Origin of the sequence: Bradyrhizobium sp. B120, assembly GCF_049075665.1 — a bacterium.
GTDB lineage: Bacteria > Pseudomonadota > Alphaproteobacteria > Rhizobiales > Xanthobacteraceae > Bradyrhizobium.
Window position 1 is genome coordinate 3,299,051 of record NZ_CP185242.1, and the last position, 14,514, is coordinate 3,313,564.

General features: G+C 64.2%; 14 protein-coding genes. 9 read left to right on the forward strand and 5 right to left on the reverse strand.

Features of this window, described 5'->3' with window-relative positions:
* Positions 1-106: 106 nt before the first annotated feature.
* The 7 genes from urtA to ACOIX3_RS15010 all read left to right on the forward strand — a co-directional run bounded on the left by urtA (position 107) and on the right by ACOIX3_RS15010 (position 6,797).
* A complete protein-coding gene (urtA, locus tag ACOIX3_RS14980) occupies positions 107-1,369 on the forward strand; it encodes an urea ABC transporter substrate-binding protein (protein WP_050400067.1) in 1,263 nt (420 codons plus the stop codon).
* Between the two features lie 172 nt (positions 1,370-1,541).
* A complete protein-coding gene (gene urtB, locus ACOIX3_RS14985) occupies positions 1,542-2,468 on the forward strand; it encodes an urea ABC transporter permease subunit UrtB (protein ID WP_420970578.1) in 927 nt (308 codons plus the stop codon).
* 17 nt (positions 2,469-2,485) lie between these two features.
* Positions 2,486-3,622, forward strand: a complete 1,137-nt coding sequence (gene urtC, locus ACOIX3_RS14990; protein ID WP_375780126.1) for an urea ABC transporter permease subunit UrtC — start codon at positions 2,486-2,488, stop codon at positions 3,620-3,622.
* Positions 3,623-3,634: 12 nt separating this feature from the next.
* Complete coding sequence (gene urtD / locus ACOIX3_RS14995) at positions 3,635-4,390, forward strand: urea ABC transporter ATP-binding protein UrtD (RefSeq protein WP_063695194.1); 756 nt, start codon at positions 3,635-3,637, stop codon at positions 4,388-4,390.
* A gap of 11 nt (positions 4,391-4,401) precedes the next feature.
* A complete protein-coding gene (urtE, locus tag ACOIX3_RS15000) occupies positions 4,402-5,091 on the forward strand; it encodes an urea ABC transporter ATP-binding subunit UrtE (RefSeq protein WP_050400072.1) in 690 nt (229 codons plus the stop codon).
* 28 nt (positions 5,092-5,119) lie between these two features.
* Positions 5,120-6,349 carry a formamidase gene (gene fmdA, locus ACOIX3_RS15005; protein ID WP_420970579.1) on the forward strand — a complete coding sequence of 410 codons (1,230 nt, stop codon included), beginning with the start codon at positions 5,120-5,122 and terminating at the stop codon, positions 6,347-6,349.
* 100 nt (positions 6,350-6,449) lie between these two features.
* Positions 6,450-6,797 (forward strand): FmdB family zinc ribbon protein, encoded by a 348-nt coding sequence (locus tag ACOIX3_RS15010; protein ID WP_173641971.1) that lies wholly within the window; start codon positions 6,450-6,452, stop codon positions 6,795-6,797.
* Between the two features lie 15 nt (positions 6,798-6,812).
* On the opposite strand, the gene ACOIX3_RS15015 is transcribed toward ACOIX3_RS15010, so the two are convergent.
* The 5 genes from ACOIX3_RS15015 to ACOIX3_RS15035 form a co-directional block, all read right to left on the reverse strand.
* A complete protein-coding gene (locus tag ACOIX3_RS15015) occupies positions 6,813-7,598 on the reverse strand; it encodes an ABC transporter ATP-binding protein (RefSeq protein ID WP_420970581.1) in 786 nt (261 codons plus the stop codon).
* On the reverse strand, positions 7,595-8,368 hold the full coding sequence (locus tag ACOIX3_RS15020) for an ABC transporter permease (protein ID WP_420970582.1): 774 nt from the start codon (positions 8,366-8,368) through the stop codon (positions 7,595-7,597). The genes ACOIX3_RS15015 and ACOIX3_RS15020 overlap by 4 nt, the downstream gene beginning before the upstream one ends.
* A 78-nt stretch (positions 8,369-8,446) precedes the next feature.
* Complete coding sequence (locus tag ACOIX3_RS15025; protein WP_420970584.1) at positions 8,447-9,391, reverse strand: ABC transporter substrate-binding protein; 945 nt, start codon at positions 9,389-9,391, stop codon at positions 8,447-8,449.
* Positions 9,392-9,541: 150 nt separating this feature from the next.
* Positions 9,542-10,285 carry a histidine utilization repressor gene (hutC, locus tag ACOIX3_RS15030; RefSeq protein ID WP_420970585.1) on the reverse strand — a complete coding sequence of 248 codons (744 nt, stop codon included), beginning with the start codon at positions 10,283-10,285 and terminating at the stop codon, positions 9,542-9,544.
* Positions 10,282-11,640, reverse strand: coding sequence for a formimidoylglutamate deiminase (locus ACOIX3_RS15035; protein WP_420970586.1), 1,359 nt, complete (start codon positions 11,638-11,640; stop codon positions 10,282-10,284). Before ACOIX3_RS15035 ends, hutC begins: the two co-directional genes overlap by 4 nt.
* 90 nt (positions 11,641-11,730) lie before the next feature.
* Between ACOIX3_RS15035 and hutI the strand changes: the two genes are divergently transcribed.
* Positions 11,731-12,945, forward strand: coding sequence for an imidazolonepropionase (hutI, locus tag ACOIX3_RS15040; RefSeq protein ID WP_420970587.1), 1,215 nt, complete (start codon positions 11,731-11,733; stop codon positions 12,943-12,945).
* On the forward strand, positions 12,942-14,501 hold the full coding sequence (hutH, locus tag ACOIX3_RS15045) for a histidine ammonia-lyase (protein WP_420970588.1): 1,560 nt from the start codon (positions 12,942-12,944) through the stop codon (positions 14,499-14,501). Before hutI ends, hutH begins: the two co-directional genes overlap by 4 nt.
* The last annotated feature ends 13 nt before the right edge of the window (positions 14,502-14,514 follow it).

The following is a 14,514-nucleotide window of genomic DNA, read 5'->3' on the forward strand; positions in this document are numbered from 1 at the left end:
TCGCTATTTTGCGGTGCAGTATACGCGATCTCACGTATCAGTGCGCTGCACAAAAGTGAGCAATCCTCGCCTGATCAATAAGCGTTCTCGAACCAATGGGGTGCTCATGTCAGACGAAACCAAACCAGGCCTGAAGTCTCCGCTCCGCCGCAAGCTCTTGATGGGAATGGCGGCTTTGCCGGCTGTTTCGATGCTGGGCCGTCCCGCCTTTGCCGACGTTCCTGCAACCTCCGCGGTCAACACCACGGGTCTTGCAGTCACCGATAGCGAAGTCACGGTCGGCATCCTGCACTCCGTGACCGGCACCATGGCGATCTCCGAGACCGGGTCGGTCGAGGCCGAGAAGCTGGCGATCGAGCAGATCAACGCCGCTGGCGGCGTACTCGGCCGCAAGATCAAGTTCATCCAGGAAGACGGGGCGAGCGACTGGCCGACCTTCGCGGAAAAGGCCAAGAAGCTCCTGGTCAACGACAAATGCGCGGCCGTGATGGGCTGCTGGACCTCGGCCTCGCGCAAGGCGGTGCTGCCGGTGTTCGAGCAGTACAACGGCATGCTGTACTACCCGACCTTCTATGAAGGCCTCGAGCAGTCCAAGAACGTGATCTACACCGGGCAAGAGGCGACGCAGCAGATCATCGCCGGCCTCGACTGGGTCAACAAGACCAAGGGCGCCAAGAGCTTCTATCTGCTCGGCTCGGACTACATCTGGCCGCGCACCTCGAACAAGATCGCGCGCAAGCACATCGAGAACCATTTGCAGGGCTGCAAGGTGGTCGGCGAAGAGTACTTCCCGCTCGGCTCGACCCAGTTCAACTCGGTCATCAATAAAATCAAGCTGACCAAGCCGGACGTGATCTACGCGATCATCGTCGGCGGCTCCAACGTCGCGTTCTACAAGCAGCTCAAGGCGGCCGGCATCGACCTGTCCAAGCAGACGCTGCTGACCATCTCGGTGACCGAGGACGAGATCGACGGCATCGGCGGTGAGAACATCGCCGGCGCCTATGCCTGCATGAAGTACTTCCAGTCGCTCGACAATCCGAACAACAAGGCCTTCGTGCCCGCGTTCAAGAAGATGTGGGGCGAGAAGACCGTGATCGGCGACGTGACACAGGCTGCCTATCTCGGCCCGTGGCTGTGGAAGTTGACGGTGGAGAAGGCGGGCTCCTTCGACATCGACAAGATCGCGGCGGCGTCGCCCGGCGTCGAGTTCAAGGGCGCGCCAGAAGGCTACGTCCGGATCCACGAGAACCATCATCTGTGGTCGAAGACCCGCGTCGGACGCGCCAAGGCCGATGGCCAGTATGAGCTGATCTACGAGACCGCCGATCTCGTCGAGCCGGATCCGTTCCCCAAGGGCTACCAGTGAGCCAGTAGCCCTCATGAGCGGAGCGATATGCGGGGCCGTCCCGGGTATCGCACCCGTTCAGCCGGGCTACGAAGCTCCACAACGCATCGCGGCGTGGACGTCATCGTCCACGCCACGGAACGAGCGTCGCTTGACCGGCGGCGCGCGCCCCTTGGAATGACGGAGAACCACGATGTTCGGTGACTATTCGATCGGTGATCTCGGCGCCATCCTTGCAATGCAGGGATTTGCCGGGCTCATCCTGTTCTCCGTTTATGTGCTGATGGCGCTGGGGCTTGCCATCATCTTCGGCCAGATGGGCGTCATCAACATGGCCCATGGCGAGTTCATGATCCTCGGGGCCTACGTCACCTGGATGACGTCGAACGCCGTGCAACACGTCGCGCCCTGGCTGTTCCCCGGCTACTTCTTCATCGCGATGATCCTGGCGTTCATCGCCTCAGGCGCGCTCGGCATGCTGGTCGAATGGGCGTTGATCCGCCATCTCTACAAGCGGCCGCTCGATACGCTGCTGGCGACCTGGGGCCTCAGCCTGATCCTGCAGCAGGCCTATCGCTCGATCTTCGGCGCACGCGAGGTCGGCGTCGAGTTGCCGGAATGGATGATGGGCTCCTGGCAGGCGACCGACTCGATCCAGATCCCGATCAACGGCATGTTCGTGATGGCGCTGACCATGCTGATCACGATCGCGGTCGCCTATGTGCTGTTCTGGTCGAGCTGGGGCAAGCAGGTGCGCGCCGTGGTGCAGAACCGCGTGATGGCAGGCGCCGTCGGCATCAATACCGAGAAGGTCGACCGTTACACCTTTGGTCTGGGCTGCGGCATCGCCGGCGTCGCAGGCTCGGCCTTCACCATGATCGGCTCGACCGGGCCGACCGCCGGCCAGCTCTACATCGTCGACACCTTCCTGGTCGTCGTGTTCGGCGGCGCCGCCTCGCTGTTCGGCACCATCGCCTCCGCCTTCTCGATCTCGCAGACCCAGTCGACGCTGGAATTCTTCCTGTCGGGATCGATGGCCAAGGTGATCACGCTGTTGACCATCGTCGCGATCTTGATGGTGCGTCCGCAGGGGCTCTTCGCGCTCAAGGTCCGCAAATAAGAACAAGCAGGCAGGTCATGGTCATCAACTCGCGCTTTTTCAATCGCTCCGAACTGCTCGGCTTCCTTGCGCTCGCGGTGCTGCTGCTTCTCATCCTGCCGCTGTCGCTGGATATCTTCCGCCTCAACCTGGTCGCCAAATACCTGACCTACGCCTTCGTCGGCATCGGCCTTGTGCTGTGCTGGGGCTATGGCGGCATCCTGAGCCTGGGGCAGGGCGTGTTCTTCGGCCTCGGCGGCTACTGCATGGCGATGTACCTCAAGCTCGAGGCGTCGAGTGTCGCGAACACCAAGATCCAGTCGACGCCGGGTATTCCAGACTTCATGGACTGGAACCAGATCACGCAGCTTCCGCTGTTCTGGAAGCCGTTCCACAGCTTTCCGGTCACGGTACTGGCGATCTTGCTGGTCCCCGCCTTGTTCGCGCTGATCATTGGCGCCGCGATGTTCAAGCGCCGGGTCGGCGGCGTGTACTTTGCGATCATCACGCAGGCGATCGCCGCGATCCTCACCATTCTGATCGTGGGGCAGCAGGGCTACACTGGCGGCATCAACGGCATCACGGATCTGCGCACGCTGCACGGCTGGGACATCCGCACCGATCACGCCAAGTTCATTCTGTATTTCGTCGAGGTTGTGCTGCTGTTCGGATGCATCGTTGCCGCGCAATTCATCCGGCTGACAAAACTCGGGCGCATCCTGGTGGCGATGAGGGAGCAGGAGGATCGCGTGCGCTTCTCCGGTTACAGCGTTGCCAATTTCAAGATCTTCGCCTTCTGTGCCGCGGCGGTGTTCGCTGCGATCGGCGGCGCCATGTTCACGCTCGAGGTCGGCTTCATGTCGCCGTCCTTCGTCGGCATCGTGCCGTCGATCGAAATGGTGATCTACACCGCGGTCGGCGGCCGGATGTCGATCTTCGGCGCGGTCTGGGGCGCGCTGCTGGTCAATTTCGCCAAGACCAGCCTCTCGGAATCCTTCCCGCAGCTCTGGCTGTTCGGCCTCGGCGCGCTGTTCATCGCGGTCGTGCTGGCCTTCCCGAACGGGCTCTCCGGCATCTGGGCGGACCATATCCAGCCCCGCATCGATCGCCTGTTCGCATCACGCAAATCGAAATCGGCGGCCGGCCTGATCGCCGACGGCGCACCGGCCGAGTGAGGAGGGACCATCATGCTCGTCGGCCATCAGCCCAAGGATTTCCTGCTCGCGGTCTCCGGACTCACCGTGTCCTTTGACGGCTTCAAGGCGGTGAACGATCTCTCCTTCTATGTCGAGGAGAACGAGATCCGCGTCATCATCGGCCCGAACGGCGCCGGCAAGACCACTGTGCTCGATCTGATCTGCGGCAAGACCCGGGCCACGTCAGGCTCGATCCAGTTCCGCGGCCAGGAGCTGACCCGGCTGCGCGAGAACGAGATCGTGCAGGCCGGCGTCGGCCGTAAGTTCCAGACGCCGTCGGTGTTCGAGGACCTCACCGTGTTCGAGAACCTCGAGATCTCCTACCCGCGGGGCCGCACCGTGTTCGGCTCGCTGACCTTCCAGCGCGATGACGCGGTCAAGCAGCGGGTCGAGGAGGTCGCCGAGATGATCTTCCTGAAGGACCGCCTCAACACCTATGCCGACCAGCTCAGCCATGGCCAGAAGCAGTGGCTCGAGATCGGCATGCTGCTGATCCAGGATCCGGATCTCTTGATGCTCGACGAGCCGGTTGCCGGCATGAGCGTCTCCGAGCGCGCCAAGACCGCCGAGCTGCTCAACCGCATCATCAAGGACCGCTCGGTGCTGGTGATCGAGCACGACATGAAATTCGTCGAGGACATCGCGCACAAGGTCACAGTGCTGCATCAGGGACAGATCCTGTCCGAGGGGACGATGGAGCACGTCAAGAACGATCCCAAGGTGATCGAAGTTTATCTCGGCCATTAAGGAACACCGCGATGCTGGCAATCAATGATCTTCACGTCGCCTATGGCCAGAGCGAGGTGCTGCACGGCCTCAACGTCTCGGTCGCGCCCAACGAGATCGTTGCGATCATGGGCCGCAACGGCATGGGCAAGACCACGCTGATGAAGTCGCTGATGGGCATCCTGCCAGCCAAGAGCGGCAAGGTGACCATGGACGGCACCGAGCTCGGCGCGATGAAGAGCTACGAGCGGGTGGCGAAGGGGCTCGCTTACGTGCCGCAAGGCCGCATGATCTTCTCCACCATGACGGTGAAAGAGAATATCGAGACCGGGCTTGTGGTGTCCGGCGGCTCCGAAGTGCCCGGCGATATCTACGAGTTGTTCCCGGTGCTGCTCGAGATGAAGGGCCGCCGCGGCGGCAATCTCTCCGGCGGACAGCAGCAGCAGCTCGCGATCGCGCGCGCACTGGCGACCAAGCCGAAGGTGCTGCTGCTCGACGAGCCGACCGAAGGCATCCAGCCGTCGATCATCAAGGACATGGCGCGCACCCTGAAACGGATCCGCGACGAGCGGGGGCTGTCGATCGTTGTCTCCGAGCAGGTTCTCAGCTTCGCGCTCGACATCGCCGACCGCGTGCTGGTCATCGAGAACGGCGAGATCGTCCGCGACGATCCGCGCGCCAGCGTCGATGCTGCGCAGATTTCCAAGTACCTGTCCGTCTAACTATCAGTAACCCAAGGGGAGCATCTCGATGCCTGATACACTGATCAAGGTCGATCTCAGCAAGTCGGCCTATGAAAACGACAAGATTCACAACCGCTGGCATCCGGAGGTTCCGATCGTCGAGTGGGTCAGCCCGGGCGACGACTTCATCATCGAGACCGTCGACTGGACCGGCGGCTTCATCAAGAACAACGATTCCGCCGATGACGTGCGCGACATCGATCTGTCGATCGTGCATTTCCTCTCGGGTCCGATCGGCGTCAAGGGCGCCGAGCCCGGCGATCTCCTCGTCGTCGACCTGCTCGACGTCGGTCCCTTGAAGGAGAGCCTGTGGGGCTTCAACGGCTTCTTCTCCAAGCAGAATGGCGGCGGCTTCCTCACCGACCATTTCCCGCTGGCGCAGAAGTCGATCTGGGACATCAAGGGTCTCTACACGTCGTCGCGTCACATCCCGGGCGTGAACTTCGCCGGCCTGATCCATCCCGGCCTGATCGGCTGTCTGCCCGACGCCAAGATGCTAGCGGCCTGGAATGCGCGCGAAGCCGAGCTGATCGCGACCAATCCCACCCGCGTGCCCGGTCTCGCCAATCCGCCGTTCGCGCCGACCGCGCATGCCGGCCAGGCCAAGGGCGACGTCAAGGCCAAGATCGGTCTTGAGGGCGCCCGCACCGTGCCGCCGCGCGAGCATGGCGGCAATTGCGACATCAAGGATCTGTCGCGCGGCTCGAAGATCTACTTCCCGGTCTATGTGCCGGGCGGCGGGCTCTCGATGGGCGATTTGCATTTCAGCCAGGGCGACGGCGAGATCACCTTCTGCGGCGCCATCGAGATGGCCGGCTGGCTGCACATCAAGATCGACATCATCAAGGACGGCGTCTCGAAATACGGCATCAAGAACCCCGTGTTCAAGCCGTCGCCGATCACGCCGAACTACAAGGACTATCTGATCTTCGAGGGCATCTCGGTCGACGAGGCGGGCAAGCAGCACTATCTCGACGTCCACATCGCCTATCGCCAGGCCTGCCTCAACGCAATCGAGTATCTGAAGAAGTTCGGTTACTCCGGCGCCCAGGCCTATTCGATCCTCGGCACTGCACCGTGCCAGGGGCACATCTCAGGCGTGGTCGACGTGCCCAACGCCTGCGCCACACTGTGGCTGCCGACGGAGATCTTCGACTTCGACGTCATGCCGTCGTCGGCGGGACCGATCAAGCACATCAAGGGCGACGTGCAGATGCCGATCTCGCCAGACAAGTGATCCTTTAGGTGATCCCTGCGCGAAGGGTGCGGGACGGCTGCGTATTGGCCGCCCCGCATCCATCGCCGGATGTCACAACGACTGCGCAAGGATTAAGGAAATGCCGATCTACGAATATCTCTGCAACGATTGCGGCCCGTTCACCGACATGCGGCCGATGGCGGAATGCGACCTGCCGCAGGACTGCCCGCAATGCGAGACGACGTCGCCGCGCGTGATCCTCACCGCCCCGGCGTTCTTCTGCATGCCCTCTGACAAGCGCAAGGCGCACGCCACCAACGAGCAGAGCCGGCACGCGCCGAAGACGCTCGATCAGTACAAGGCCGCGCACGGCCCGGGCTGCGGCTGCTGCTCCACGGGAAAGAAGAAGCCGGCACGGTTGATGACCAAGACCAAGAGCGGCGCGAAAGGTTTCCCGACCGCGCGTCCCTGGATGATTAGCCACTGACGGCGTGGCTGACCATCAAGCCTGTTCGGCGACCTTCAGGGCCTCGGTGCGGATCTCCTCGACGAGCCGCTCCTTCAACGCGACGAATTCGGGCGTGGTCTTGATCTTGTAGGAACGGGGATGCGGCAGGTCGACCGTGATCTCGGCCTTGATGCGGCCGGGACGCGCGCTCATCACGATGACGCGGCTGCCGAGGAAGATCGCTTCCTCGATGTCGTGGGTGACGAACAGCACCGTCTTCTGGTCGCGCTCCCAGATCCCGAGCAGCATCTCCTGCATCAATGCCCGCGTCTGGTTATCGAGCGCGCCGAACGGTTCGTCGAGCAGCAGGATCTTCGGATCATTGGCCAGCGCGCGGGCGATCGCGGTGCGCTGCTGCATGCCGCCCGACAGCTGTTTGGGCCAGTGGTTCTCGAAGCCGGATAGCCCGACCCGGCGAATGAAGGCGTCGGCGATGTCATGGCGCCCTAGCTGCGGAACGCCGCGCTCGCGCAGGCCGAAGGCGATGTTCTCCCGCACGGTCAGCCACGGAAACAGGGTGTAGGACTGAAACACCATGCCGCGATCGGCGCCGGGGCCCGTCACCTCGCGGCCATCGAGCGTGACGCGTCCGCTGGTCGGACGGTCGAGCCCGGCGATGATCCGGAGCAGGGTGGACTTTCCGCAGCCGGAGGGCCCGAGGATGGTGACGAAGTCATTGTCGCCGACATCGAGCGTGGTCGGCTCGAGCGCCCTTGTCGGCGCGTGGCCTGCGCGGGCGGGGAAGGTTCGCGAGACCTGATCGATCCTGAGCGCGGTCATGCGAGCTTCCACGGGAACAGCCAGGCGTTGAACGCCTTGAACAGGAAATCGGAGATCAGGCCGATCAGCCCGATGACGATGATGCCGAAGATGATCTGGCCGGTGTTGAGCAGCGCCTGGCTGTCGGTGATCATGTGCCCGATGCCGGACGATGAGCCGATCAGTTCGGCCACGATGACGTAGGTCCAGGCCCAGCCCAGCACCAACCTGAGGATCTCTGCGATCTCAGGCGCCGCGGAAGGCAGCAGCACGCGGCGAATGACGCCGCTGTCGCGGGCGCCGAGCGTGTAGGCGGCCTCGACCAGGTCGCGCCGCGTCGCGCCGACGGTCACGGCCACCATCAGGATGATCTGAAACACCGCACCGATGAAGATCACCAGCAGCTTTTGCAGCTCGCCGATGCCCGCCCACAGGATCAACAACGGGATGAAGGCGGATGCCGGCAGATAGCGTGCAAAGGACACGAACGGTTCGAGAAAGGCCTCGACCGGCTTGTAGGCTCCCATCAGCACGCCGATCGGCACCGCGATGACGGCGGCAAGGGCAAAGCCGCCGATGACGCGCCAGATCGTCATCCCGATGTCGAACAGGAAGCCTTGCTTGGCGAGCAGCTCATAGCCTTCCTGCACCATGGTGAGCGGGTTGGCGAGGAATGTCTTCGACACATGGCCGCCGAACGTCGCCCAGGACCAGAGGGCGACGAACAGCACGAAGAAGGCGAGGCCGTAGATCACGCGCTGCTTCGATGTTGTGGGCTCAAGGGGACGCATCAATTGATCCGGGCGTATCTCATGCGCCAATCCCGCCCGGCTTGTCGCGGGGCGGGACCGGCCGAAATGATGGCTGCATTACTTGATGAAGCTGGCGTCGTAGATGTCCTCGACCTTCGGCGCGGCCTTGATGATGCCGACCTCGAGCAGGAGTTCCGCAGCATCCTTGTTGAAGGTGAGGAAGTCGCCGGCGAAGAATTTCTGATTGGCGGCCTTGTCCTGCCAGCGCAGGTACTTTGCCGAGTTGCCGAACTGCTCGCCGGACTGCTTCACGTCCGCGCCCATGATCTCATAGGCCTTGGCCTGATCCTTGGCGATCATGTCGAGCGCCTCGAAATAGCTGTCAGCCAGCGCCTGGGCCGCCTTCGGATTGTCGGTCAGGAATTTCGGGGTGCAGCCGAACGTGTCCATCACGATCGGATAGTCGAGCGTGGTTGCGATGATCTTGCCCTTGTCGGGGGCGGCGCGCACGGTCGACAGATAAGGCTCGTAAGTCATCGCGGCATCGTTCTGGCCGGAGACGAAAGCCTGCGCCGCGGCGGCCGGCTCCAGATTCACGACGGTGACGTCCTTCACCGTGAGGCCGTTCTTCTTCAGCATCCAGGCCAGCGCGAAATAGGGCGAGGTGCCCGGCGCCGATGCCGCGACGGTCTTGCCCTTCAGATCCTTGATCGCGGCGACGTCGTTGCGCACGGCCATGCCGTCGGCGCCGTAGCTCTTGTCGAGCTGGAAGATCTGCTTGGTCGCGACGCCATTGGCGTTCCAGGAGATCCAGGTCTCCACTGTCGTTGCCGCGCACTGGATGTCGCCCGAGGCGATCGCGAGATGCCGGTCCTTCTGCGGAATCTTCTTCAAGGTGACGTCGAGGCCGTTCTTCTTGAAGATGCCGGCCTCCCTGGCGAGCGTCAGCGGCGCGAAGCCAGTCCAACCGGAGATGCCGACGCCGACCTTGACGTCATCCGCGAACGCGGCGGTAGACGCGAGCAAAGCTGCGATTGCGGGCAATAGCTTGAACGAACGCATGATTGTCGATCCCTTGAACGATGGATTGAACCTTGTTGATGTCTTCACGTCAGTGATGTCTTCACGTCAGTCGCGGCGGATTGCCGCATGAAGCATGTCAGTGGACGGTGGCCCATGATGCATTGCATGAAATATGCCGCGCAAGCCGTCTCAGCCTCCCTTGAAGCGAGCGACCAGCCGATGCGTGTCGCCAGGATAGTGCAACCGCACCGCCGTCACCGTGCGCGCGCTGCGCCAGGTGAAGCGGTCGATCACAAGGCAGGGCGCACCGACCGCGATGGCGAGCGCCTTTGCCGTGCGATCGTCCGCAATAACCGCGCTGATCGTATGTTCGGCCTCGGTCCACGGCACGTGATGCAGCAGCCATGATCCCGGCGGTTCGCGGGCAAAATCCGCCGTCGCGGCCTCCGGAACCGTGGAGAGGTCGATCAGCCGGTCTTCGACCGCAAACGGCACGTTGTCGGCGCTGTGCCGGCAGGCGATCGCGATCACCTTGCCGGCCGTGCTCACGCCGAGCCGGGCACGATCGGCCGCGGTCGCGGTACGACGGCGGCAATCGATCAGCTGATAGCCGTAGCGGCGGCCGAGCGCGGTGATCTCGGCACGCATGTCGGCGATCTTGAGCACCGCCGACAGATGCTGCGGACGACGCACGAATGAGCCCGCACGCCGGCGCCGCTCGATCAGGTCGGCCTGCGCCAGCTCCGACAGCGCCTTGTTGACCGTCATCCGCGAGCAGCGATAACGCGCCATCAATTGGTGCTCGAAGGGGATGCGGTGGCCCGGGGGCCATTCGCCGGTCAGGATCCGAGTCTCGATGTCGAGCCTGATCCGCTTGTAGAGCGTCGGCTTGACCGCTGCGGCAGGGCGGGTCCGATCGGAGGCGAGGCTCATGCGACGAGCCTCCGGACGCTGGCATTGAACCGCTCGCGCGCCTTGTCGCGCAACCGGTGCCGGCCGCTAGTGACGACCTTGCCGCCGCCGGCCCAGACGCAGTCGATAGCGTCGCTTCCCGCCGCAAACAGCCAGCCGTCGAGAACGGCATCGCCCGACCGTCCCGCCAGAGATGGGTGCGCGGTATCGAGGCTGACGATATCGGCGCGCGCGCCGGGTACGAGGCCGGCGTTGGGCTGCGCCAGAGCTTGCGCGCCGCCCGCGAGCGCGTGATCGAACAGGGCACGGCCGGTGGATGCACCGGGTTGTCCGGAGAGCACGTTGCGCTCGCGATGCTTGAGCCGCTGGCCGTATTCGAGTTGACGAAGCTCGTCGGCGACGCCGACCAACACGTTGGAATCGGTTCCGATGCCGAACCGGCCACCCGCGGCGAGGAACTCGCGCGCCGAAAAGATGCCGTCGCCGAGGCTGGCTTCGGTCACCGGGCAGAGGCCGGCAACCGCGCCGCTACCGGCGAGCGCAGCGACTTCCCGATCCGTCATGTGGGTCGCGTGAATCAGGCACCAGCGACGATCGACGGGCGCATGTTCGAGCAGCCACTCGACCGGTCGCTGCCTCGACCAGGCAAGGCAATCCTCCACCTCGCGCACCTGCTCGGCGGCGTGGATGTGGATCGGGTCGGTGCCGGCAAGTGGAATGATTGCGGCGAGCTCATCCGGCGCCACAGCGCGCAGGCTGTGCGGAGCGATGCCGATGTTGGCACCGGGGAGTGTTCGGATTGCCTCGCGCGAGGCCGCCATCAGCGCGGCGAACTGATCGACCGAGCAGATGAAGCGGCGCTGCCCGGCATGCGGCGCTGCGCCGCCGAACGTGCCGTGTGCGTAGAAGCTCGGCAGCAGCGTGAGCCCGATGCCGGAAGCCTCAGTCGCCTCCGCAATACGCACAGCCATTTCGGCGGGGTTGGCGTAGGGCGAGCCGTCGCGATCATGGTGGAGATAATGGAACTCGCCGACGCGGGTAAAGCCCCGCTCGAGCATCTCGACATAGAGCAGGGTCGCAACGGCCGCGACGTCGTCCGGCGTCATCGTCAGCGCAAAGCGATACATCGTCTCGCGCCAGGTCCAGAACGTGTCGGTCGTATCGCCGCGCAGTTCGGCAAGGCCGGCCATGCCGCGCTGAAACGCGTGGCTGTGCAGGCTCGCCAATCCCGGAACCGCCAATTGGTGACGCTCATCGCCGGTGGCGGGGGGCACGCCTGCCGTGACCGAGGCGATCGCACCGTCGGCGACCACGACCTGCACGTCATTGGCCCAGCCCGAAGGCAGCAGCGCGAATGCGAAATGCAGTCGTGTCATTTCATTTTTCCACGCCGGCTGGACAGAACCGGCACACGATTATATGTCTAGACATATAAGTCAAGCATCCCACCTCGAAGGGACGATCGCATGGCAGAGCGTTTCGACCGCATCTGGCACAACGCCCGGCTCGCCACGATGCGCGGCGACCGCGCAGATCTCGGTGAGATCGAGCCGGGCCTGATCGCGGCGCGCGACGGCCGCATTGTGTATGCCGGCACGCAGTCGGATTTTCCTGTGGACGCGGACGCCGTGGAGCGGATCGATTGCGGCGGCCGCTGGATCACGCCCGGCCTGGTCGATTGCCACACGCATCTCGTCTTTGGCGGCAATCGCGCGCACGAATTCGAGCTTCGCCTGAAAGGTGCGAGCTACGAGGAGATCGCGCGCGCAGGCGGCGGCATCGTCTCAACCGTTGCCGCAACGCGCAGCGCGACCGAGGCCGAGCTTGTCGCCGGCGCACTGCCGCGGCTGGACGCGCTGATCGGCGAGGGCGCAACCACCGTCGAGATCAAGTCCGGCTATGGCCTCAATGCCGAGACCGAGATGCGGCAGCTTGCGGCGGCACGCAGCCTCGGCCGTTTGCGGCAGGTTGCGATCCGCACATCTTTTTTAGGTGCTCACGCTTTGCCGCCCGAAGCCGATGGCGACAAGGACCGCTACATCGATCTGGTCTCCAACGAGATGATGCCGGCGGTGGCCAAGGCCGGCCTTGCCGATGCCGTCGACGGCTTCATGGAGGGCATCGCATTTTCCGGCGAGCAGACCGCTCGGGTGTTCGCGGCGGCGCATGCGCTCGGATTGCCCGTGAAGCTGCATGCGGATCAGTTGTCGAATCTCGGCGGTGCCGCGCTCGCCGCAAAATTCTCCGCGCTATCGGCCGATCATCTCGAGCACACCGATGAAGCCGGTGCTGTCGCGATGGCCAAGGCCGGCACGGTCGCGGTGCTGCTGCCCGGTGCGTTCTATTTCATTCGCGAAACGCAGAAGCCGCCGGTCGAGCTGTTCCGCAGCCACGGCGTGAACATGGCGCTGGCGACCGACTGCAATCCCGGCAGCTCGCCGCTGACCTCGCTTCTGCTTACGATGAACATGGGCGCAACGTTGTTCCGGATGACGGTCGCCGAATGCCTTGCCGGGGTGACGCGGGAAGGGGCACGCGCGCTCGGCCTGCTCGCCGAGACCGGGACGTTAGAGGCCGGCAAATGGTGCGATCTGGCGATCTGGGACATCGAGCGCCCCGCCGAGCTGGTCTATCGCATCGGCTTCAATCCGCTGCACCGGCGAGTGTGGAGGGGCCAATGAGCGATCCGGATGTCCCCATTGTCGTGAAGCCCGGAGCGGTCGGCCTCGACGTCCTGGCGCGCGTGCTCGTCGGCGCGCCGATTGTGCTCGATCCATCGTTCTGGCCGCGCGTCGAGGCGGCCGCAGAGATCGTAGCGAAAGCGGCGCAGACCAACGTGCCCGCGTACGGCATCAATACCGGTTTCGGGAAGCTGGCCTCGACGCGGATCGCCCCCGACCAGACGGCGTTGCTTCAACGCAACCTGATCCTGTCGCATTGCTGCGGCGTAGGCCCGGCCACGCCTGAGCCGATCGTGCGCCTGATGATGGCGTTGAAAGTGATTTCGCTCGGCCGCGGCGCGTCGGGTGTGCGCCGCGACGTCATTGAGCAATTGCAGGGCATGCTGGTGCGCGGCGTCACTCCGCTGGTGCCGCAGCAGGGGTCGGTCGGCGCCTCCGGCGATCTGGCGCCGCTCGCCCATATGACCGCCGTCATGATCGGGGAGGGGCAGGCACTCCTTGATGGCAAGATCGTGCCGGGTCGTGATGCGCTTGCCGCTGCCGGCCTCGCCCCGTTGACGCTCGGCCCCAAGGAGGGACTCGCGCTGATCAACGGCACGCAGTTTTCGACGGCCTATGCGATTTCCGGCCTGCTGCGCGCGCATCGTCTGGCGTGTGCTGCACTGGTGACCGGTGCGCTGTCGGTCGACGCGGCGATGGCTTCGACCGTGCCATTCCGTCCCGAAATCCAGTCGTTGCGCGGCCATGATGGGCAGATCGCCGCGGCTGCTGCCTTGACTGCATTGCTCGACGGCAGCGACATCAGGCAATCGCATCTCGAAGGCGACGAGCGTGTGCAGGACCCTTATTGCCTGCGCTGCCAGCCGCAAGTTGCGGGCGCCGTGCTCGACCTGCTCGTGCACGCCGCGCGCGTGCTGACCATTGAAGCCAATGCCGTGACGGATAACCCGCTGGTCCTGGTCGATACAGGCGAGATCGTCTCAGGCGGCAATTTTCATGCTGAGCCGGTGGCGTTCGCCGCCGACCAGATCGCGCTGGTGCTCTCGGAAATCGGCGCGACCAGCGAGCGCCGGATCGCGACCCTGGTCGACCCCGCTTTGAACTTCGGCCTGCCGCCGTTCCTGACACCCGAGCCCGGCATCAATTCCGGGTTCATGATTGCCGAGGTGACGGCGGCGGCGCTTTATGCCGAGAACAAGCAGCGCGCGATGCCGTGCTCGATCGATTCCACGCCGACCAGCGCTAATCAGGAGGATCACGTCTCGATGGCCGCGCACGCCGCGCGCCGGCTGTCCGACATGGCCGACAATCTTGCCGCCATCCTCGGCATCGAGCTTCTGGTCGCTGCGCAAGGCATCACGCTGCGTGCGCCGCATGCGACCAGCGCGCCACTCGCTGCGGTGATCGCCGCGTTGCGCGAACATGTTCCGGCGCTCGCCGCAGACCGTTACATGGCCGATGATCTTGCGCGGGCTGCGTCGCTGATCGAAGCCGACGCGTTGCCGGCCGCTGCGATCGCGGTCCTTTCGTCCGATCCGTTTCCAAAACTTGCTTAGCCGACAGGGACAT